At 42.4% G+C, this 22,688-nt stretch carries 14 protein-coding genes and 1 pseudogene; 8 read left to right on the forward strand and 7 right to left on the reverse strand.

Features of this window, described 5'->3' with window-relative positions; translation table 11 throughout:
- Positions 1-59: 59 nt before the first annotated feature.
- The 3 genes from HHA41_RS02530 (at position 60) to HHA41_RS02540 (ending at position 1,552) form a co-directional block, all read left to right on the forward strand.
- Positions 60-500 (forward strand): DUF2147 domain-containing protein, encoded by a 441-nt coding sequence (locus HHA41_RS02530; RefSeq protein ID WP_168417627.1) that lies wholly within the window; start codon positions 60-62, stop codon positions 498-500.
- 364 nt (positions 501-864) lie between these two features.
- The gene (locus HHA41_RS02535; RefSeq protein WP_168417556.1) at positions 865-1,200 is read left to right on the forward strand and encodes a chaperone modulator CbpM; all 336 of its coding nucleotides are present in this window, start codon (positions 865-867) and stop codon (positions 1,198-1,200) included.
- 88 nt (positions 1,201-1,288) lie between these two features.
- Positions 1,289-1,552 (forward strand): DUF465 domain-containing protein, encoded by a 264-nt coding sequence (locus HHA41_RS02540; RefSeq protein ID WP_104853289.1) that lies wholly within the window; start codon positions 1,289-1,291, stop codon positions 1,550-1,552.
- A 223-nt stretch (positions 1,553-1,775) separates the two neighbouring features.
- On the opposite strand, the pseudogene HHA41_RS02545 reads toward HHA41_RS02540, so the two are convergent.
- From HHA41_RS02545 to HHA41_RS02570, 6 genes and pseudogenes are all read right to left on the reverse strand, one after another.
- Positions 1,776-3,013, reverse strand: a pseudogene (locus HHA41_RS02545) (magnesium transporter CorA family protein).
- A gap of 232 nt (positions 3,014-3,245) precedes the next feature.
- The gene (gene pnp / locus HHA41_RS02550) at positions 3,246-5,333 is read right to left on the reverse strand and encodes a polyribonucleotide nucleotidyltransferase (RefSeq protein WP_171525211.1); all 2,088 of its coding nucleotides are present in this window, start codon (positions 5,331-5,333) and stop codon (positions 3,246-3,248) included.
- A gap of 260 nt (positions 5,334-5,593) precedes the next feature.
- Complete coding sequence (gene rpsO / locus HHA41_RS02555; protein ID WP_067761248.1) at positions 5,594-5,863, reverse strand: 30S ribosomal protein S15; 270 nt, start codon at positions 5,861-5,863, stop codon at positions 5,594-5,596.
- A gap of 819 nt (positions 5,864-6,682) precedes the next feature.
- The gene (recD, locus tag HHA41_RS02560) at positions 6,683-8,464 is read right to left on the reverse strand and encodes an exodeoxyribonuclease V subunit alpha (RefSeq protein ID WP_168460403.1); all 1,782 of its coding nucleotides are present in this window, start codon (positions 8,462-8,464) and stop codon (positions 6,683-6,685) included.
- Between the two features lie 61 nt (positions 8,465-8,525).
- Positions 8,526-12,296 carry a UvrD-helicase domain-containing protein gene (locus HHA41_RS02565; RefSeq protein ID WP_168460404.1) on the reverse strand — a complete coding sequence of 1,257 codons (3,771 nt, stop codon included), beginning with the start codon at positions 12,294-12,296 and terminating at the stop codon, positions 8,526-8,528.
- A complete protein-coding gene (locus HHA41_RS02570; protein WP_168460405.1) occupies positions 12,293-16,021 on the reverse strand; it encodes an exodeoxyribonuclease V subunit gamma in 3,729 nt (1,242 codons plus the stop codon). Before HHA41_RS02570 ends, HHA41_RS02565 begins: the two co-directional genes overlap by 4 nt.
- A gap of 206 nt (positions 16,022-16,227) precedes the next feature.
- Between HHA41_RS02570 and HHA41_RS02575 the strand changes: the two genes are divergently transcribed.
- Positions 16,228-16,734 (forward strand): hypothetical protein, encoded by a 507-nt coding sequence (locus tag HHA41_RS02575; protein WP_168417628.1) that lies wholly within the window; start codon positions 16,228-16,230, stop codon positions 16,732-16,734.
- A gap of 63 nt (positions 16,735-16,797) precedes the next feature.
- On the opposite strand, the gene HHA41_RS02580 is transcribed toward HHA41_RS02575, so the two are convergent.
- Positions 16,798-18,216 (reverse strand): phosphate--AMP phosphotransferase, encoded by a 1,419-nt coding sequence (locus HHA41_RS02580; RefSeq protein ID WP_168460439.1) that lies wholly within the window; start codon positions 18,214-18,216, stop codon positions 16,798-16,800.
- Positions 18,217-18,407: 191 nt separating this feature from the next.
- Here HHA41_RS02580 and HHA41_RS02585 point away from each other — a divergent pair, with 191 nt between their 5' ends.
- From HHA41_RS02585 to HHA41_RS02600, 4 genes are all read left to right on the forward strand, one after another.
- The gene (locus HHA41_RS02585) at positions 18,408-19,115 is read left to right on the forward strand and encodes a hypothetical protein (protein ID WP_168460406.1); all 708 of its coding nucleotides are present in this window, start codon (positions 18,408-18,410) and stop codon (positions 19,113-19,115) included.
- A gap of 219 nt (positions 19,116-19,334) precedes the next feature.
- A complete protein-coding gene (gene ubiE, locus HHA41_RS02590) occupies positions 19,335-20,279 on the forward strand; it encodes a bifunctional demethylmenaquinone methyltransferase/2-methoxy-6-polyprenyl-1,4-benzoquinol methylase UbiE (RefSeq protein ID WP_168460407.1) in 945 nt (314 codons plus the stop codon).
- An 11-nt stretch (positions 20,280-20,290) separates the two neighbouring features.
- Complete coding sequence (locus HHA41_RS02595; RefSeq protein WP_168460408.1) at positions 20,291-20,986, forward strand: hypothetical protein; 696 nt, start codon at positions 20,291-20,293, stop codon at positions 20,984-20,986.
- A gap of 13 nt (positions 20,987-20,999) precedes the next feature.
- Positions 21,000-22,619, forward strand: coding sequence for an AarF/UbiB family protein (locus HHA41_RS02600; RefSeq protein WP_168460409.1), 1,620 nt, complete (start codon positions 21,000-21,002; stop codon positions 22,617-22,619).
- The last annotated feature ends 69 nt before the right edge of the window (positions 22,620-22,688 follow it).

Consider the following 22,688-nt stretch of genomic DNA (forward strand, 5'->3'; position numbering starts at 1 on the left):
TCTATTTTTAAGATTTTTAACGCATTTGGGGACACATTGATGAAAAAAATTATAAAGGGATTTTTGCAGGTCTGATTTTAGCCACACTTTCTAGTTTGAGTTTTGCTGAAAGTGATCCTCTAATTGGCAAATGGAAAACCATTGATGACCGTACAGGATATTCACGTGCGGATGTAGAAATTCGCAAAAAAGCAGATGGTACCTATGAGGGTATTATCGTTGAAACCCGCAATGTTCCTGGCGCAGAAAAAATGGTGACCTGCACCAAATGTCCAGGCACACTCAAAAATAAACCTTTCCTTGGTTTACCTTTTATTTGGGGCTTTAAACAAGACCCGAAAAATCCACGTGAATTTAACCAAGGCCACGTGCTAGACCCAATTGGCGGTAAGGTTTATAAAGGCAAAGCTCGCTTAAGTGCAAATGGTAAACGCTTAACCTTACGTGGTTATGTTGGTGTTTCTGTAATTGGCCGAAGCGTGACTTGGGTGAAATACTAAGTTCCATCGCCATTCAGAATAAGCTGCTGATCCCAAAGACCCTTTCAAGGGTCTTTTTTATTGTCATACTTTGAAACAATAAGCTTAAACTTTAGGCTATCACTTCTGATGAAATGCTTGAATAATTAAACACATTGCACAAAAAACAATCTATATTGGTTGTGCATTTTAATTCTAAGCAGAATAACCCAACGGCATGGATAGGCCACAAATTCACCAAAGCAATACAAATAATAGACTCAATTGCATGCTATAGGCGCTAAATTAAAGGATCATCCACTTTGATATAAAGCAATCAGATGCAAATACAACCCCTCATTTCAGGTTGATGATTCAACTTGAAATAAACTAGAAGGAGTATGCTATGACCACTATTCTATATCGTGAAACTACTTTAGACGGACAACATACAGAACTCATAGAAGAGTTTACCCAACTCGATTTAAAAAATTTTGCTGCTGCCTGTGGGCAAAGCCCAGAATGGGTCTTACAACTTCTAGAATATGACATCTTACCTTCCCGCCCTGCAGAACGTATCCATCAATTTTTTGGTGAAGATGTGACTCGCGCTCGTCAGGCCTATCGTCTACAACGCGACTTTGAAGCCAGCTTTTCAGCTGTAGCCATGATGCTAGACCTGATTGATGAAGTTCAAAAATTACGCAAAGAAGTTAAACATCTGAATTTTCAACATAGCTAAGCCAACGCTCTAGCCAAGTCCATTTAAGCTTGCTAGAGCGTTTTTCTTTGTATGCCCTATTAATTGTTTCTTGAGAATGATCGCCACAATGAAGACCAAAGACTGCAACAAAAAGATTAAAAATATGTTCCCTGAATTTCGTGATTTAATTCAGGTATTACGTGACAGCAATCCACATTTTTCAAAAATTTTTGAAGACCATGAACAGCTTGATCGTGAGATTATTCAACTTGAGCTTGATCCAGTGCATCAAATTAATGATGACATTGAAGCGCTGAAGCGTAAAAAACTTAAGCTTAAAGATGAAATGTACCACTTGCTTCGCAATGCACAGAATGATCAACTGGCTTGATACACATTCAATATTCAAATTTGAGTCAATCTATCTCAACTTAAATAATTAAATTAAGGCAGAGAATACTTGGCTGTATGTGACACTGCCCAAACGCACAAAAACGGCTAATGTGCTGAAAAGCTGAAAAGCTGAAAAGCTGAAAAGCTGAAAAGCTGAAAAGCTGAAAAGCTGAAAAGCTGAAAATATGTCACATTTTAGACAAGCAAAAGCGATAGCTTAATTATTTCAGCTTGGTCAACTTTTCTACTTCTTTGATGGTGCCTTTTACAGTTTGCTTAATCGGTTCGTAATCTAAAAACTAGAATAAACTCATGTGTTGATCGCTATGTTGTTGCGCCAACATATCAATCACACTTTTTTCACCCCGTCCCACCATGTGACGGCGATAGAAATAATACAGCAACAGTAAAGTGGTCATGACCATTACGCCCAGCATAATCCAAAAGGCCTGCGCATGTCTTAAACCCGGCATAAACTCAAAGTTCATGCCATAAATACCTGTAAATAAAGTTAAAGGGGCAGAAACTGCGGTAATAATCGCCAAAATTCGCATATTTTCATTGGTTTGGTTGGCAATTGCAGAAAAATGCAGATCAATGGCAGTTTGTACTGCAGAACGCAACCGAATAGTATGCTTTTGAATTCGTTCAATATGACTGGTTAAATCGTCTAACCGCACTAAAATAATATCCTGCTTTTCACTACGTTTTTTCCATGCAAATGTGGGTAGTTATCCACAATTTCATCACGTAATTCTTGCAAAGCTTCAATTTGCTCTTCACACAAATTTTCAACTTGCTGAAATGCCATATTTTCTTGCAGTAATTGATGCCAGCGGGTAAAACGCCGATGACCTTGCAATAATTCTTGTTGCCAATATTCCACACGGCGGGTCAGTGGCATGCGAATATCCAAGTAATCATCAGCCACCAAATTCAGTAAACGTAAAGTCAAATCCAGTGGCGTTGATGCCAGTTTGCGTGCCTTATTTTGTTCTTCAATAGGACGTTGCACCGCTGCTTCGACACGTGACAAATAGCTTTCCATGACTTTATTGCCCTGCTCACGTACGGTGATCAGCACCTGCGGTGTCATAATAAAACTCATAGGCGTGGTAGCAAGTCCAAAAACCCGCTCATGTTTCTCCCCCAGTTGCAGCCCTGTGGCAATACGGTCTTCGGGAGTAATCAATTTACGAAAAATGAGCAGGTCATAATCATCTAAGGTGTCAAAAGCACAAGGATGTTCAAGATTTAAAATATCACGCACATGATACTCGTTCAGCGACAACTGACTATGCTGAAAAATTTCCTGTTGCCACTGTTCGGCTCGGTTAAGTACATCATCACGGGTACAATCAATCCAGATAAATTCAGGCTCAAGCCCTTCAATTGGCTGTTTTTGCACATAAATATTGGTTTTGTGATTGGTATGCAGATAGAAATAATAACTTTGCATAGAACAGGCTACTCTATTTTCAGTTTTCTTGTACGGTTTTTTGAGATTTTAAGACGTACTCAGTTTAAGCATGAAATGCGATCGTTTTCAAATATGCGTTGCTATTTATTCTAGTGTTCATGTAATGATTGTATCGCCTATTAAAATCAACAAAATTTTGCACATAAAAAAAAGCCCGCATTCAGTTTGAATACGGGCTTTTCATTGACCATTTCAGATCATCAACACAGCATTATGCTTGTTCGATGTCTTTCATAGTTAATTTGATACGACCACGGTTGTCTACATCGGCAACCTGTACTTTCACTTCCTGACCTTCTTTCAGAACGTCTGCTACGTTAGCAATACGCTCGTTCGAGATTTGTGAAATGTGAAGTAGACCGTCAGTACCCGGAAGGATATTTACGAAAGCACCGAATTCAACAATACGGATGACTTTACCTGTGTAAATTGTACCTGGTTCAATTTCAGCAGTTAATGCTTGGATTTTTGCAACAGCAGCTTGTGCAGCAGCTTTGGTTTCACCAAATACACGTACTGTACCGTTGTCTTCAATATCAATTGCAGCTTTAGTTTCTTCAGTAATTTGACGGATGGTTGCACCACCTTTACCAATTACATCACGAATCTTGTCTGGGTTGATGTTGATGACTTGGAAGGTCGGCGCGTGCATAGAAATTTCTGGACGTGCACGTGAAATCACTTGGTTCATTGCATTCAAGATGTGCATACGACCTGCATAAGCTTGGTTCAATGCAACTTCCATGATTTCTTCAGTGATGCCTTCAATTTTGATGTCCATTTGAAGTGCAGTAATACCATTGGCAGAACCTGCAACTTTAAAGTCCATATCACCAAGATGGTCTTCATCACCCAAGATGTCAGAAAGCACTGCAAAACGCTCACCTTCTTTTACCAAGCCCATTGCGATACCTGCAACTGGTGCTTTAAGCGGAACACCTGCATCCATAAGTGATAAAGAAGCACCACATACAGACGCCATAGATGATGAACCGTTTGATTCAGTAATGTCAGATACAATACGAATCACATACGGGAAGCGGTCTGCAGCAGGAAGAACAGCTTGCACACCACGACGTGCCAAACGACCGTGACCAATTTCACGACGTTTAGGGCCAGATTCACGACCTGTTTCACCTACAGAGTATGCAGGGAAGTTGTAATGCAACATGAAGTTGTCAGTTTTAGTACCTGATAGTGTATCTACCATCAAGGCATCACGTGTGTTACCCAAAGTTGTAGTAACTAACGCCTGAGTTTCACCACGGGTGAACAATGCTGAACCGTGCGCGCGATCAAGCACACCCACCTGTACATCTAATGCACGTACAGTTTTGGTGTCACGACCATCAATACGTGGCTTACCAGACAAGATGTTGTCACGTACAGTACGGTATTTCAGGTCTTCAAAGAGTTCATTCAAGTCATCTGCGATGCCATCAACGTCTTCTTCTGGAACAAACTGAGCTACAGCTTCAGCTTGAAGTGCGTCTAATGCAGCATAACGGTCTTGCTTAATTGCAATCGTATATGCTTCAGAAATTTTCGCTTCAAATGCTTCTTTTAACTTCGCACGAAGGTCTTCATTTTTCTCTGGTGCAGTCCAAGTCGATTCTGTTGCGCCAGCTGCCGCAGCAAATTCTTTGATCGCTTGAATTGCAATTTGCATTTCGTCATGACCGAAAAGCACCGCGCCTAACATTTGGTCTTCTGAAAGTTCTTTCGCTTCAGATTCAACCATTAATACTGCAGATTCTGTACCTGCAACCACAAGGTCAAGGTCAGATTGCGCCATTTGTTCAAAGTTCGGGTTAAGTACGTATTCGCCGTTGATTAAACCGACACGTGCAGCACCAATTGGGCCACGGAAAGGCGTACCTGCAATTGCCAGTGCAGCAGAAGTACCTAACATGGCTGCAATGTCAGCGTCCATGGTTTTGTCAGAAGACACAACCGTCGCAGTCACTTGAATTTCGTTATAGTAACCTTCTGGGAACAACGGACGAATTGGACGGTCAATCAAACGTGAAATTAAAGTTTCCGCTTCAGACGCACGGCCTTCACGCTTACCATAACCACCTGGGATACGACCCGCAGCATATTGTTTTTCTTGGTAGTTAACAGTCAACGGGAAGAAGTCTTGACCCGCTTTCGCTGTAGGTTGAGCAACCACAGCAACCAATACAGTTACACCACCCATAGTGATCATAACCGTGTTGGCTTGACGCGCAACGCGACCAGTTTCTAGAACAACTTGGTGCTGACCAAATTGGAATTCTTTACGAATAATATTAAACATCGACATATTTTATTTTTTCCTAGTTCTTGTGAACAATTATTCTCGTGGAGACCCCTAAGGTTTGGCATTCACAACACAATATTTTGGTAAATGACAAAGCTTAGAAGCCGACCTCACTCGAATGAAACACGATTTTTAAACACAAAGAAGGAGCGAAACATTCGCCCCTTCCACTGATCTAGCCAAAGCTAGATTTACTTTAGTTTTCAGTAATACAGCATTCAACATGCAATAGTCCGAAAATAAAAGCTTAAATCGAATTAACGACGTAAACCTAAAGCAGCAATCAATGCGCTGTAACGAGTCGCATCTTTGCCTTTAAGGTAGTCAAGTAACTTACGACGTTGGTTAACCATACGGATTAGACCGCGACGGCTATGGTGGTCGTGTTTGTGCTCTTTGAAGTGACCTTGTAAGTCATTGATTTGAGCTGTTAAAAGCGCTACTTGAACTTCTGGTGAACCAGTGTCGTTTTCAGCACGAGCAAATTTAGCAATGATCTCTGCGCGATCTGCGTTTGTTAAAGCCATTCGATTTCTCCGAGATGCTTAATAAAAAGATTTGATACCGATCAATTGATGAATCAACTGACTGCCGTGCATCACTACAGCAAGGGCATCATTTTAAGGCAAAAACGTGCCGATTGCAAAACAGAACGACTAACAACTGCTTTAATTTTTACTTTAAGCAGTCACACCAGATTTTTTCTGCCCGCTGTTCTGCATAGATAAAAGTATAAAGTACTCCGCATAAATAAATATACATTTGTATATGTTTGATAATATGTAATATTTTGCCAATAGAACAAAACATAATGTCATTTTTAGCTCACAAAATAAAACAGCCCGAGCGGAGCTCGGGCTGTTTTTGCGCTGTAGTTTCTTGTCTTATTATTCTTATTGTTTTGTTTATTGTCGTTATTTGCGCGTTTTCGCGTCTTATTGTCTGAACATTCCTGTTCTGGGTTTCACGTCCTTGTGTGGTAGATTTTGCCATAATACTAAAGTGAAAGAAGTCGTATTTCTCGTATCTATTTGTAAGCTTTTTCTTACAACAAGTAAGCATTGTCTGTATTTTGCAAGCCAACAAAACTAACAGACATAAAAAAGCCCTGTAGTCTCTCCCAAAACTACAAGGCTTAGCGGCTGTAAGTTTCCTCTTCTCACTCACGTCCTGTCAGTTCGCTGTCTATCGACAATTATCGTTATTATTCTGCGATTATGCTCAAAATCCTTATTGAGCTTTTTGTGTGAAGTCATCTTCTCAAAAACATACTCGAATCTCTATGCGCAAATTTCTCGAATTGATGTAAGCCATTTCGTACAAAAGTACCTATTATTCACTTCCGCTTAATAATTCAGAACCTCATTAATTCTAGCTAACAAACCACTGCTACGACGGGTGCGAATATTCAATGCCTGTTCCAGCGCTTGTGCATCGACCAGCAAACTCACCGCTTTTTTAGCACGGGTAATAGCCGTATAAATCAGTTCCTTGCTGAGCAAGTTTTTAGCCATAGCATCTAGCACCACTGCTGTATGGCTAAACTCCGAACCTTGTGATTTATGAATAGTGAGCGCAAAAGCTGTTTCAATATTTTTAGGTAAGCGTGTTGCAGGCACCCATTTGTCCAGACTTGGAAAATACACTTCAAACTGGCGCTGTGCGTTATGTGCTCGCATAAAGCAAATACCAATATCACCATTCGACAGTCCCAGTTGGTAATCGTTATAGGTCATCATCACAGGTCGGCCGATATACCAACCCCCTTGTTTTTGCTGTTTAGATTGCTGTAAAAGGCGCTGTTCAATCTGCACATTCAGTTGCTTTAAGCCCAAATGACCATGACGAATTGCGGTTAAAATACGGTAATCATCAAACACCTGAATAACCTGCATCACAAAATGCTGAAAGTCTTGCAAATCATTGCCATCAGCCAAGCCCGCATTCAATACTTCCACATAAGACTGATAGCCGTACATGAGCTGGTCATAATAGCCATCCAAATCTGTTGCAGACATTGGGCTGTCTTGACTTGGTAGATATTGAAGTTGGACTTCATCGACCTGTATTTGTTCTAAATTGATTTTGCGTAACTGGGTAGCAGCAACCACCTGCTGTTCAAACGCCGCCAAAACCTGCTGTGGAGGATGCTCTTGCTGAATGAACTTCGCCATTGCCCCAATTTTTGCCCCTTCAGCAAAACGGCGTGTGGTGACTAAATTGACACGATTTTTTGCTAATTCAGGAACTTGCTGTAAATCTGCCAATACCGTACCAACATCGACTGAAGCCAACTGATTGGCATCTCCTAACAGGATTAAACGTGCCTGCGCAGGAATGGCAGCCAATAACATGTGTGACAAGTGCAAATCCAGCATAGAGGCTTCATCGACCACAATCACATCGTAAGGCAAAGGTTGTTTGGCATGAAAGCGCGGCTTGCCTGTATTCCCCAAACCGAGTAAACGATGCAAAGTGACAGGTTGTAATTGTTGTAAAGTGTCTACATCAAAGTCTTGTAAGGCTTTGCTGCCCAACGCATTTTTTAAGGCTTCCTGCATACGCTGTGCCGCCTTACCTGTTGGTGCAGCCATGGCAATGCGAATATCGGGCAAAGTTTGATTGAGTACGGCAATTATATGCGCCAAAGTATAGGTTTTCCCTGTTCCTGGCCCACCAGTGATAATACTCAAACTTTGGCTGGCAGCAGTCTGCAAAGCCTGCTGTTGCTGTGGGTCTTGCAATAAGTTGAGCTGTTCAGGTTTTAACTCAAATGAAAGCGGTTGCTGTGCTTGAATCCTTAAAATGTCGGTGGCGACTTGTTGTTCTAACTTCCAGTAGCGATACAAATACAAACGCTGCCCGTCAAATACAAATGGGGCAATTGCAGCTGCTGTGTCCGAGGGCGGGACGGATAGTGTGATTTGTAAATCATGCAAAGCCGCAACCTGTGCCGCACTTGCAGGAATACAACTATCCCCCTGTTCTATTGCGTCAAGGACTTGCTGCATCAAAGATTTACCAGCAGTATCGATCGTTGCAGTGCTAAATGGCGGCTGACACAGGTAATCCAACCACGCCTGCATGGCAGATTGCGCTGGAATTAAGTGAATATGCTTGTTTTCCACACAGTTATCCTCAAAGTTATCCACAGGATAAGCATTTGTTTTATTAAATCTAAGAACAGGCTTAGTTTGATTTTTTAAGGTCAAAGTAACCTAATATTTCATCCAATTGCAGAATAAAATCTGCTTCAGGTTGCCAATGGCATACGCCTTGTCCTACCTCACCATTCATGCCGCGCAAGTACAAATAGCTGGCGCCACCCAAGTGTTGATAAATATCATAACCCTGCATGTTGCTGCCCAAATAACGATGTAAGGCCACCAAGTACAGTCCTGCTTGCAGCCAGTAACTAGACTGAGTCATATTATTTTCAATATAACTCAAGGCATAATCCTGCTGATCTGCACCTAAATAGTTACTTTTATAGTCCGCAATGTGATAGCGCTGACCATCGAAATACACCAAGTCAATCGAACCTGTCAGGTAACGAGCGCTGTTGGCCTCGTTTAAGCCCTGAATAGGCCGCTCTGCATCGTTAAATAATTGTTGAATGGCGGGTAACAATAAGCGTTGGTCTGCCATAGCCAAATAAAATGGAAACTCAGACAAATAGCCATCTACAGCCAATGCAGACAGACAAAAGTCTTGATGCAATGGTGTGTGCAAAACCTGCATCAGCCAATCGGTCATTAGCTCAAATACTTCGGCTTCCTGCACGGTATTCTGTACATCAGCTTGGTGAAGCTTGGCAACCAAATCGGCCAATAACACATCAGAGTTAAACTCTTTATCATTATGAAAACGGCGTTTCACTTCGTCTGCAATGCGGTCTCGACTGGCCTGAAAATCAATATATTCAAATAGTTTATGTAAAAAACTACCCGCCTGAGTGCCACGCTGAAAATTGGCTTTAATCCATGCGATCGGTTGCGCAAGCTCAATCGCTTCAACAGGTTCTTGATTGATTTCATCTGCTGCCGCTGCCTGCGTCTCAGCCATCACCACCAAGCTATCCCGAGGGCTTGTACTCGGCAGATGCTGTGCCAAACCACTAAAACTGGTTTTTGTGCGTGGGTAAAAACGGCGCACTGGAAAGTCTGCGGCCTCAATCACAACATCTTGTATTTGTTGTAATTCCAATGCCTGAGGTAAATTCAGCATAGGCGCTTCCTCAGTACTGAATTGCGCAGCAATTTGCTGAGTCTGTGCACACACCGATGCTTTTAAACGCCAGACATTTAATCCGTCCGCTTTAGGTGCAGACGGCTTCTTACTTTTGGCATCTTCATTAGGTTTAGGCTGTTTTAACATCGCATAGACCCGATAACTGGCTCGGGTTAATGCCACATACCACAAGCGATTCAGCTCGGCTAAACGACGCTCACGATGCTGCTGTTCTGCGGTGGAATCAATCATCTTATTTTTAATGGCAATGACACGTTGAGCCACGCCTGCCTCTTGCTGAGTCGAGAAAACCAAAGCTGATCTATCTTTCGTAAGGCCTTGATCTGCCGACATTAAAAAGACCACTTTAAACTCAAGTCCCTTGGACTGGTGAATGGTCATCAGCTTTACACCTGCCGCGTTCGACAGCTTTCGTTCAACTTCCCAGTCACGTTCTCCAGGCGATTCAACCTGCTGCAAATACCAGTAATACAGCATATAAGCGCCTTGATGACGCTCACTCTGCCGACTAAGCAACTCAGTTAAATGACGTAAATTCACCACATGCCGTTCATTGTCAAAGCTCTGCTTTGCCACCAAATTCTCCCAAACTTTAAATAAGTTCAGGCAATAACTCCAAGCGGTTAAAAAGCCTTTATTGACCCACATCTCACGAATACAGTCGAAGTCATATATAAACTGCCCCAAGCCTTGTTGCTCAAGTTCAATTAACTGCTGCAGGTTATAGCCCAGCAAACGAGTCAGTAAAGCACGCTTTACTTTCGCTTCATCAAAAGGATGTAAAATTGCCGTTAAAATTGCCGCAACATCTTGCGCTAGAAATCCTCTAAAAACACTGCGCTTACTGCTCCGATTTACCCGAATACCAATACGCTCCAACTCATATTGCACTTGATCCAGCAATTTATGACTGGTGGATAAAATCGCAATATCATCGGCCTGTAATGCAAGCTTGCCTGTAGGATGGTCAAAATATAACTCACCTGAAATCCCCTGATTTAATAAATCACGAATTTTCCAAGCAATTTGAATAGATTCATCTTGATCATGTGCAACGGTGATCCACCGAAGCGGTGCAGGGTTGGCCTGCTGCCGATCGATTAAAGCAGGATGAGGCCGTGAACCCGCAATAACCGGATGATACGTCACCTGCTCACCAAAATTGGTATGACGTTGGAATAACTCATCCACCACGCTTACCAATTCTTTGACAGAACGATGATTTTGTCTGAGGGAATAAATGCGTCCCTGTTTTTTCAGTACATCATCACGGGCATTGTTATAGGTCAGCATATCGCCGCCACGGAAGCCATAAATCGCCTGTTTGGGGTCACCCACCATGATCATACAGCCCCGTGCATACCATTTTGGATTACGCCAAATTTGCGAGAGCATGTCATCTTGGTCTTGGTTGGTATCCTGAAATTCATCCACCAAAATTAGTGGATAACGTGTATGTACAAATTGTGCAAAACGCTGTCCGCGCTCACCATGTAAAGCTTCTGCCAAGGTGCGAATTTGTTGCGCAAAGGTGGTTTCACCTTTTTGCTGCAACAACTGTGGTAAGCGCTGTTTGACTTGTTGTACCAAATAAAATTTTAAGTTGGTATCCACCAAATCTATCTGGCTTTCAAATTGCAGTTTGGCATCCGACACCGCTTTAATTTTACGAATCACTGGATGGTCAAAAAAAGCATCCTGCACGTCTTGGGTACACGGTGCTTTGGCATTATTAAAGATTTTTTTTCTGAGTTTACCTTCTTTAGTGAGATAAAGCCCCAAGGCTTCATTAAACAAAGCAGTAAGATGTGAATTAAAATAATGCTCTAAAGGATTGTGCTTAATTTTTTCAATCAGTTTTGGCAAAAAGTCAGTAAAAATTTGATGTATTACTGCCCCTCCTTCACCTGCCACATTCTTATGAAAACCAAAAGTATATTCACCACCATAATATTCTTTTAATTCTTCAATTTGAGTGAGGTCTATCGTGGCTAAATTCTGCAAGGCGACTTCTAAATCTTGCACTTCCAGTTGTACTTGCTCAATCCCCTGAATTTTTGCCGATGCAAAATTCAAACTTGTACCCACCAAGCCCACATATTCAGTTGCCGATTTTAAGCGCCCACATAACAGCATATAGTCCACAACATGCTGAGGTTGTGCCTGAATCCATTCCCGCAACACATCATGTACCAATTGTTCTGTATAAACCGAAGCTTGGTCGGTAATATCGGCACGTTCAATTTTGCCACTTTCAAATGCAAATTCTCGCAACATTTTTTGGCTAAAGCTGTCTAAGGTACCCACAAACAACTCGTCTAATTGCGCAATCACCAATTGCAAACGTGAACTGGCGTAATCTACTTTTAGATGATGCTCCTGCAACACATGCTTAAGCAAAGGGTCTTGTTCTTGCTCAATTTTCTTTAAGATTTCTGGCTGAGATAAATCTAAACACGCATCAAAATATTGTTGGGTTTCCTGTAAGCGAGCTCGAATTCGACTTTTTAGTTCAGCCGCAGCAGCACGGGTAAATGTTGTAGCAATCACCTGATTCGGCAAATAATCCTTAAGAAAAATTCGCACCATTAAACTGGACAAGGTATAAGTTTTACCTGTACCCGCAGAGGCCTCAATCCAGTGCAAACCTTTAAATTGCATTTCTTGAATCGGGTCATAGCAAATTGGAAATGCGGTGGATGTATTCATGCCGACTCTCCCTGATTCGCAATTTGGCGCTGTTGGGTAATAGGCTGATACAACCGATAGCTATGCTGCTGAAATGCCTGAATCAACAATGGCTCCGTTTCACTGTCTTGAAAAATAAAGGCCCAATCAGGGTGATTTTTTTCACTTTCATCAATAAAGCCCCCCCAAGCTCCGCCCTGCCAATGTTTTGCAAAGCTGTCCATATTCAAAACCTGTTCGGAGTCTGTTTCATCCCACTCAATTTCAAATTCTTTGTTATTATTCATTTTTAAAACCAAAGCAGCAGGCAGCAACACAGGATATTGCTGTGCCTGTGCCCAAAACTCCATCCACATCGCTAAATAATCTTGCGCCTGTTTGGCATTCACCCCAGCAAAATGGATCACATCATCTTTACAGACCACAATCCGTTCCAAGTCCTGCTGCGCAGTATTTTGATATGCCACCCACAACAAATATTCTAACCAAACATGTGCATAGCGCTGTGGCGTTGCCCGTGAAGCGACCACATTACACCAACGGGTAGTTGTCGATGCAGGTACCTGAATGCGGATATGCACTTGCGGAGTCATTTTCCAGACCTGCTGAGTGGTCAAGGTTTCTTGTTCTGCATATTGCATTAAAACATCACGTAAATATTGCTGTTCCTGCACCCCTGTTTTAAAGGTAGCATTCAGGGTTTTACCCACAGGCAAAGTATCTTGCAATAAACTTTCTGCTTCTTGTGTGCCGTACTTAAGTAAAAAGTCACGCACAGCGTATTTTTCCAAACCATTTAAAATCAACGGTTCTTGATTGAGCGCAGCTGTATCTGACTTTAGATTATTCACACCAATGGCTTTTAAATAGGCACGGGCAGGGAAACAAACATCTTTAATCCACTGCGTACTGTCTAGTACCACCACCTCTTGTGGCAATGATGGATATTCACAAAACCATGCTTCACGCGGTGTAGTACCCTGCTGCATTTGCTTGGCCACCCGATACCACTGGTCTTTAAAGCGGATTTCACGGCTTTCGGCAAAACGCTGCTGATCGAAAGGCTGCAAGCTATGCAAGTGATAAATAGGCAGCAACTGCGCTGGAATATCAACGCCTTGCACTTTGATATTTTGAGAATTTTCACCTTCAGGATGTTTCACAATAAAAGCCAGATGCTGTACAAATTCCTGTACCACCACAGAGGGATCACGCACCTCGCCATCGCTGACATCAAAGCCGTTATAGAACAGCCAAACACTGTTTTGAGCCAACAAAATACTGTCTAAAAAAGCGCCCTGATCATCATCTAGCCGTGAACGATCTCCAAGCTGAGGCTTCAACAACTGCATCAAATCAAAAGGCAATTGCTGATCACGACTAGGAAATACACCATTGTCCAAATTCAACATCACAATCAGTTTATAAGGCAGTGGGCGTATCGCACCAATTTGACTAAAAGTAATCGCCCCCGATGGACTGGCTTGCTCGAGTTGTGTTTCAAGCTGCTCTGTTATTTCTTGCAAAATATAGTCTAAGGGTAAACTTAAGTGACGGATGTCCTGCCCCGATTGCTCATCAAAATAGCTGGCCAAAGTCAGCATACGGTCATGCTTTTGCACCAAACTAAAGACCGAAGCCAATACATCTACACCTGCATCCTGAAACTCACTGACATCTTGCATCAGTTGTTTCAGCCAGAACTCTACTGTTTCTGACTGACCCAATTCATGCTGAATTAACCAATCACGGCGTGCCGCAAAATCTTGATAAATTTGTACAAGTTTAAAGACCAGCTCAAAATCATCGGGCTGTACATCGGCATAACTTAAGGTCTGATTGACCACGCAATGTTCAGGGACGGCTACCCCTAAAGCCAAACGGTCTAAAGCAAATTTGAGGGTAAATCTGTAATCCTGATCGCCTGCGCTCAAACTACGGCGCAAATGTTCTGCATCTAAACCTCGCTTAAACCCCGCTTCAGACAATAGCGTATTCATACGTTCAATATGATTTAAGTTCAACGCATAACGCTGCTGCGTGGCGGCCAAACTGAGCCAGTCACTAAACTCTTCAAAACTAAAGCGTCCCTGAACCAAAGTGATCCGCCCAGTGACTGCACGCCAAGCATTGTGAATATCAAGGGAGCTAATCCCTGCTATTTGAATGGGCAAATAGACACTGTCTTGACTGAGTTGATGTGCGAGTCCCGCTTGACTCTGTTGGCCTTTTTGCTGCCCTTTCTGATATAAATCGCGCTCGCTTGGCGGTGCAGCGAAGACACTCCGAATTAACGACTCTTGTTCTTTCAGTTTCGGACTAAGCACCAAAATATCACTGGCTTGACGGCTATCATCTTGGCCTAGCCATGCAATTAAGCGATCTTTTAGAACTTCCAGCTGACGCAAACTCGAATGACAAACATGAATTTCGATGGAATCATCTTCAGGGTCTAAGCAATACGACTGTGCTGCAGGCACTTCTAAATTCAATACATCGGACTGAATTTTGCCCAATAAATGTTGAGGATATTGTTCAGGGAACTCATCTACCCATTCGCCTTCCTCACCACTCGACAAAACCGAAAGCAATGAAAAATGGTCCCGTGCCTGTTTGCCAAATCGTGTCAGCAGCGGATGGTGTGATTCACGCATATCGGCATTAAAATGCCCATTATATTTTTCAATATACGCCGCAATGTCATCATCGCTCACGGTCTTGTTCTGTTTTTCCATCTCACGAACAAAGCGGTCTTTAATACGTGCATCGACCCGTAACTTCCATTTTGGATCGACCATATCGGCCCAGTATTCTTGCGATGGGTTGTAATGCAGAATAAAAATATCCATATACTGCGCTAAACGGCGCATAAAATATAACTGGCTCGGCGGCAAATCCAATACAGTAAAAATCACCAGTTGCTGAGGAAGCTTCTTGATACAAGAATTTGGGTTTTCAGGCGTGCCCAAGGCCTGCCAAAATTGCCGATCAATCTCCTGCATATTTTCAAAATCGGCATGAAAAATATGCGACCACAACCAGCTTTGCCACTGTTCTAATTCTTCGGCCTGCTCCTGCGTAAATGCTGCAAGCGCTAAGGCCGACTGTTTCTCTTCTTCAGTATCAAAGCTTTTAGGGACGTAAATCTGTTGCTTTAAATCCAGATGTTGCTGCTGCCCCCAAATCGACAACCAATTACTTTGACATTGGCAGGTTCCTGCACAGCCTTTTTGGCAAAAGCCACGATAAGCCATGTAGTTACTGAACAAGCGCGACACTTTGTCTGCCACCCAGTACAGCATATTTTGTTTTTTTAGCTGCCGCTCTGAGTCAGACTGTAGTGATGCTGCACTGTCATAAATTCGCTGAATTAAACGGTATAAAGCATGCTCAGTTTCTAATGGATTCTGTTCATATTGAATCCAAGGCTGTAAGTCATAGAACACACGCCACTGCATCACAATACGCGGAATATTCGCCTGCCTTACACGGTCTTTATCTTCCAATACTGCCTGATAAGCTGCCCACTGAAACGCCCGAATACGATGATGAAACTGAGTATTGGCACTAATGCCCTGTTGTTCAGCAATCTTTTCAGTCAGCCACGTTGCGACAGCAACCGAAGGCACAATAAAATGCTGGGTTTTAAGTACCTGTAAGGGATTCAATGTCGGCTGACGTATGCTGTTCAGCATCTTTTCAAGCAAAACTTCTATACGCTGACTTTGTATGACATGAATCGCCATAAATACTTATTCCTTATTTTTTAAAAATGAATAAAATGCTAAATACAACAAAAGAATAAAGATTATTTACTATACTTTCACAACACGCTATGCCACCTTAAAAGCATATTTTCATTCATGACTTGATTCAAAAAATGCTTTGAATAAAGTAGCTTAATGATAGCAAATAGCAAAACATTAGGTGCCATTTTAGAGTTATATATATGATAAAAAGAGATACCGTCCCAGATTCGATTGATCCAAGCTTAGATTTGGAAATGATTCGTGCAGAATGCCTAGAACTGGTCAAAAAACGTGCCTATTTTTCTGCAGGCGCAGCCGTGATTCCAGTCCCTTTTTTAGATGTCGTGATTGACGTTGGCATCTTGTCGCAACTGATTCCAGAAATTAATGCACGCTTTGGATTATCACCTGAGCAAGTCAGTGTTTACGACCCAGAAACCCGAAAAGTGCACTGGAGTGAATTGCGTAAACGTGGCGTTGAATTTTCAGGTTTAGTCGTGGCACGTACCGCAGTGAAAAAATCTCTGAATAATGTTGCAGCCAAGTACATTACCAAACAAGTTACCAAGTTTATTCCACTGGGTGGACAAATGGTGGCAGCAGGTTTGGGTTATTTTATTATGAAAAAAATTGCCGAAACCCATGTTGAAGAAAGCTATAAACTGGCCAAAAGCATTCAGCTCAAACAAGCCAAAGTTGTGAATGCTTAAGCTGCTCCAAAACTAATTTCGACTTCATTTAAACACTCATACGAACATTCACGCCAAGGCAGATTAATCTGCCTTGAGTTGTTTTAAAATGGTTCTTAAAATTTCCAGACGGGCTGCATTTTTGTCATTGCTTGGAATAACGTACCACGGTGCATATTCCGTACTGGTACGTTGCAGCATATCTGCCGCAGCCACCAAATAGTCATCCCAACGACCACGGTTACGCCAGTCTTCATCGGTAATTTTAAAGCGTTTGTGTGCAGTTTCTTGACGCGCCTTAAAACGCTGTTCTTGTTCGTCTTTATCAATCGCCAGCCAAAACTTAATCACCACCGTTTGATGATCATTTAAATCTTTTTCAAAACGGTTAATTTCATCATAGGCACGTTGCCATTCCAACGGACTGATTAAGCCTTCCACCCGCTCGACCAAAACACGCCCATACCAAGAACGATCAAAAATGTTAATTTTCTCTTCGGGCAGAATCTTAGTCCAGAAACGCCATAAATACGGGCGACTGATTTCAAAGGCTTCTGGCGCACTAATGGTATAAATTTCGTATTCGCGTGGATCCAGTTTTTTCACAATGCGTTTAATGGCACCGCCCTTACCTGCGGCATCCATCCCTTCAAATACAATACTGACGTTACGATTATCAAAACGCAGTGCATCTGCCACTTTTTTCGTGAGTTTTTTTAATTCAGCTTTATATTCATCATCTGCCACCGCCTCAGATACAGGATTCAATAAAACTTCAGGAATTTCTGCAGGCTGCCAAGTAATGCCAGAGCTGGTCGGATGTGTAGGACAATGTTTCAGTGCACGTAAAATATGTTGTGCAAACTGCTGATCACGTATGGTTTCATCTTCACAATCAATCATGATCCAGTCGTCAGTAAAACGCTGACGCAGTTTTTGTAAGCTGTCATATTGCTTTTTATTACGCCAGTCCAAGCCATGTAATTTGTGCCAATGCACTTCGCTCGGCTCCATATCATCCAAGCGTTTTTGCAATGATTTCCATGACAGATCAAACCAAATTTTAATCACATCAACATGGTTATTTTTTAAATCTTCTTCAAAGGCCCGCATTTTCTCAACATAGTTGTCGAACATGGTGTCATCAATTTGCTTAGACACATGCATAGCGGTACTTAACAAGTCGCTGTACCAATTGCCAAACATCACCATCATTTGACCTTCGGCAGGGATAAAACGTGCATAAGGCTGCCACAGTGCCTGTTTAGGATTAAACGGATGCGGTGCATCGGCTTTTACACGTAAATAGCGTGGGTCAACCCATTCTCTTAATTGTTTAACCGACTCACCTTTACCCGCCAACTCAATACCGCTCACCAAAATCAGCAAACTTTTGGCGTTCTTTTCACCTTTGGTATTTTTTAAGGCATATTGTGCTTCAATCAGCTCGACTGAAAGTTGTTCTTCTTCCATGAGTTTAAATTCAGTATTTGCTTTTGACATCATCTGCTCTGTTCTTGTGTTATTTCATCAGTATACGAATATCGACTCATTTTTTAACAGTTTTTATCAGGTTTTTGTTTATAAATTCAACACACTGACCCGTTGCTTTCTGAATTGTGTGTAATTTGTCATAGCTCCAAAGTCGAACTCACTTTAAGATTTGCCTATTCAAGACAATAATGAGACATCCTATGTCTAAACTTGCTGCTTTAGATACGCTGTTAGAACTGTATTATCAATTTAAATATCATAAAAATCCTGTTTTATTTCAACGCTTACAAGATGTACAAGCATGGCAAAAACAGCGTATGCAGCGTACTCACGCCCAGCAGTTTGCAGAAAAACAGAATGTCTTAATGGCAGACTACTTTTTAAACCGTTTATACGGCGGCCCCGATTTTGACGCTTTGGCAGGTCAAATTGCACGACTGCTCAAATATGCACATAAGGCTGAAAAAATCATTCCTGAAAATGCAATTAAAACTGGTACATCTGGTGTGAGTCTAGCCATTCTTGCGGTACAGCTTGATGAACAGGTCGCAGCGCAGTTGCTTCAGGACTATCCTGAAAATACGCCCTTAAATGATGAAATGATGCGTTTGACTTATTTAAAGCTCGATCAAGGCGAAGCTCGCTTAAAACAATTAACCATGCTCGATGAGTTGGGTAAAAATCTAGATAAATACATGCGTTCTTTTGTGGTATATACCGCATTTAAAATGTGCAAGGGTGCAGCTCAAAAATACAGTTTTCAAATCATGTATGAATTTATGCAAGATGGTTTCTTAGCCATGAAACCCCTCAAATCTGCAGAAAAGTTTGTGAAACAATTCACAGCCACAGAACGCGAGATTATTGCCAAAGTCCATGCAGGTGACTTACATCCCTTTCAATCGTAGGCATGTTTACTCAGTTGATCTTTAAGCTATCTGTCAGCTCAAGCAGAGGATTGCTTATTCTGTGAAATAGCCAACAATTCCGCGCATGGCTAGCGCACTATTTGATTTTTTCTGTATATTATTCATAACAATTGCATGATGATTACTGTACAAGTGCTTAGAATCTGTCATCATGCATACACTGCAGCCTTAAGCCTTTTTATCTGAGGAGTGACTCCAATGTCGAATGAAAATCAAATGCCTACCGCTACTCCCGAGTCGGCACAACCAACAGACAAAGTGAGTCCATTCTTAACAGAACCTCTACCACAAGGCGCTCCACAAGGTCAGCAACAATCTTTAGAACAAAAATTAACGGACACCTCTGTGACAGGTGCAGTGCCAAAATATAATTTGCCACGTGGTGCCAATACAGGCAATGTTGGCCCGACCACACACTTTGGTTATCAAACTGTGAGCAGTGAAGATAAAGCTCAAAAAGTCGCAGAAGTCTTCCATTCGGTTGCCAGCAAATACGACATTATGAATGACTTAATGTCATTTGGTATTCACCGTTTATGGAAGCGCTTTGCGATTAATATGTCAGGTGTACGCCGTGGTCAGCGTGTACTGGATATTGCGGGTGGCACAGGTGATTTAGCCAAAGTATTCAGTCGTGAAGTTGGCCCTACAGGTCATGTCGTCCTCTCAGATATTAACGAATCTATGTTAAATGTGGGTCGTGACCGTCTGATTGATGCGGGTTGTACCAATGTCGATTTTGTACTGGCCAATGCCGAAACTTTAGAACCTTTTGAAGACAACAGCTTTGACTTGCTCACGATTTCTTTTGGTTTGCGCAACGTGACCGATAAAGATGCAGCCTTAGCCGCAATGTACCGTGTACTTAAGCCAGGTGGCCGTTTATTAATTCTAGAATTCTCTAAACCCGTCTTTGAGCCATTCTCTAAGCTGTACGACTTATATTCATTCACTGCACTGCCAATCATGGGTAAAATTGTTGCGAACGATTCTGAAAGCTATAAATACTTAGCAGAGTCTATTCGTATGCACCCAGACCAACGCACCTTAAAAGGTATGATGGAACAAGCAGGTTTCCAAAACTGTGACTACCACAATCTTACGGGTGGTATTGTTGCCGTTCACCGTGGTTTTAAACTCTAAGGCGGCGCACAATGTGGTCTATTCTTGCCCTTGGTGCTGTAGAACGACTCATTCACCATATTATTGATTTGGATGCAATTACTCGCATCCAGCTCAACCAACTGCACGGCAAAATGTTACGTGTAGTGCTCGACTCACCACAACTTTCGGTAGATGTGTTTTTTGACGACAATAAAGTCCGTTTAGAACCAACTGTAACAGGTCACAGTGAGCGTGCATCTATTTTTGAACAACGTCCTTTTGATCAAGCCGAAAATATCAGTGCTGCCACGGCAACGCTGCATGTGAAGAATGTGGTGCAATTGCTCAAACTGTTGCTGTCAGATGAAGTGGGCAATATTCCACTGCAAGGTGACTATCATCTGTTGCAAGATATTCAGCGTATTATGCAACAGGCCGAACCAGACTTGGCAGCGCATTTAAGCCCTTGGATTGGCCCTGCATTGGCGCATGAAATTGGTAAAATTCAGCTTGCACCGAAACATTTAAAACGCAGCCTGCACAGCCATTTATTTTTTGCTGAAGATGCCTTAAAAGAAGACAGTGGTCTATTTGCCCCACGCTGGCAAATGGATGACTTGCAACAAGACACTCGCATTTTCCAGCAAAACTTAGACCGCGCTGAAGCTAAAATTCAACAGCTACAGGCGCAGCTTGATGCAATGCCAGAAACGGCTTCTGATACTTCAAACTCCACTCAGCCCTAGGAAATAAGTCTTTATGATTCCGCACGTTTCACGTTTACTCGAACTTTGGCGCATTGCCGCGCACTATAGACTCGACACGTTGTTTCCTGCGGAAGAACTACCAGAAAAGGCTCGACATGCGCTGAGTTTGATTCGCATGCACCCTGCGGCATGGTCAAGTAAAGAGCGTAAAAACCCGCTTAAGCTCAAAGAAGCCCTAGAAGAAATGGGGCCACTGGCTATTAAACTTGGTCAGTTGTTGTCTACTCGTCGTGACCTGATTCCACCTGAAGTTTTACAGCAATTGGTCTTGCTGCAAGACCGTGTCAAACCTTTTGGTTCTGATGTGGCACAAATGCGGATTCAGCAATCACTCAAGGCAGACATCAACACCCTATTTGCCCGTTTTGATGAGCAGCCTTTAGCAGCAGCATCCATTGCACAAGTACATACAGCGGCTTTGCATGATGGCCGTGAAGTGGTGGTGAAAGTCACCCGCCCCGATATTCGCCAGCAAATTTTGCAAGATTTTGAAATTCTGGAATGGCTAGGTGCTGCACTAGAAAAACGCCTAGAAGCTGCACGCGCTTTGCATTTGTCTGAAATTATTCAGGACTATCGTCAAATTATTCTAAATGAACTGGATTTGACCTTAGAAGCAGACAATACTCGCCGCATGCGCCACTACTTTACAGGCTCAAGCATGATGTACGTGCCTGAAGTCTATATGGACAGTAAAGATGTCATGGTGGCAGAGCGCATTACTGGTGTGCCAATTTCCGACACAGCAACCTTTGACCGTTTGGGCATGGATCGTGCCGATTTGGCTGAAAAAGGCCTGACCATTTTCTTTACCCAAGTGTTCCGTGACAACTTTTTCCATGCCGACATGCACCCAGGCAACGTCTTTGTGGAAACCATTAATCCCAACAATCCGCGTTTTATTGCCCTGGATTGTGCCATTATGGGGGAGTTGTCCAAGCATGACCAAATGACTGTGGCGCGCATGCTACTTGCAGTCATGAACAGCAACTTCATGCAGTTGATTCAAGTAGTACATCAGGCAGGTTGGATTCCACCAGGCACAGATCAAGATGCCTTAGCCCGTGAAATGCGCCGTACTGTCGGGCCAATGGTGTCTAAACCAATGCACGAATTGGACTTTGCAGGCATCCTGATTCAAGTCATGGATATTGCACGCCGTTTCCATTTGGAAATTCCACCGCAATTGATGCTGCTACTTAAAACTTTGGTACATGTTGAGGGCTTGGGAACAGACTTATACCCTGAACTGGATATTTGGAAACTGGCAAAACCAATTTTGACCGACTGGATTAAAGCCAATATGAATCCTGTCAAAAATGTCAAAGAAATTGGTCAGCAAATTCCTGACCTGCTGTTGGGTGCGCAAGACTTGCCAAGTTTAATGATTGACAGTTTAAATGGACTTAAAAACCAGTCAGCGTGGCATTCTAAACAATTGCATGAATTACAAAGCATGCGCTTGCAAATGGAACATCAGCAAAAACGCAGTTGGATTTTTGGCAGCATCATGGCCATTTTCCTATCCATTGCAATTATTGCACCGTGGTATGTGTCTATTGTGTTGATTGCCTTAGCAAGCTTTTTGGCGGTTTGGCGCGTAGTCAAATAAAGTTACATTGTTTGATCAGCAGATCATCAATATTTAAAATCCTGCTTTAAAAGCAGGATTTTTTATCCT

Source organism: Acinetobacter sp. A1 (assembly GCF_012371315.1).
Taxonomy (GTDB): domain Bacteria; phylum Pseudomonadota; class Gammaproteobacteria; order Pseudomonadales; family Moraxellaceae; genus Acinetobacter.

What these genes read in the sequence shown, in the direction of transcription:
- HHA41_RS02535 (WP_168417556.1), top strand. Translation starts at nt 865, where the DNA reads ATGACCACTATTCTATATCGTGAAACTACTTTAGACGGACAACATACA.
- HHA41_RS02540 (WP_104853289.1), top strand. Translation starts at nt 1,289, where the DNA reads ATGAAGACCAAAGACTGCAACAAAAAGATTAAAAATATGTTCCCTGAA.
- pnp (WP_171525211.1), bottom strand. Translation starts at nt 5,333, where the DNA reads ATGTTTAATATTATTCGTAAAGAATTCCAATTTGGTCAGCACCAAGTT.
- rpsO (WP_067761248.1), bottom strand. Translation starts at nt 5,863, where the DNA reads ATGGCTTTAACAAACGCAGATCGCGCAGAGATCATTGCTAAATTTGCT.
- HHA41_RS02565 (WP_168460404.1), bottom strand. Translation starts at nt 12,296, where the DNA reads ATGAATACATCCACCGCATTTCCAATTTGCTATGACCCGATTCAAGAA.
- HHA41_RS02570 (WP_168460405.1), bottom strand. Translation starts at nt 16,021, where the DNA reads ATGGCGATTCATGTCATACAAAGTCAGCGTATAGAAGTTTTGCTTGAA.
- HHA41_RS02580 (WP_168460439.1), bottom strand. Translation starts at nt 18,216, where the DNA reads ATGTCAAAAGCAAATACTGAATTTAAACTCATGGAAGAAGAACAACTT.
- HHA41_RS02585 (WP_168460406.1), top strand. Translation starts at nt 18,408, where the DNA reads ATGTCTAAACTTGCTGCTTTAGATACGCTGTTAGAACTGTATTATCAA.
- ubiE (WP_168460407.1), top strand. Translation starts at nt 19,335, where the DNA reads ATGTCGAATGAAAATCAAATGCCTACCGCTACTCCCGAGTCGGCACAA.
- HHA41_RS02595 (WP_168460408.1), top strand. Translation starts at nt 20,291, where the DNA reads ATGTGGTCTATTCTTGCCCTTGGTGCTGTAGAACGACTCATTCACCAT.
- HHA41_RS02600 (WP_168460409.1), top strand. Translation starts at nt 21,000, where the DNA reads ATGATTCCGCACGTTTCACGTTTACTCGAACTTTGGCGCATTGCCGCG.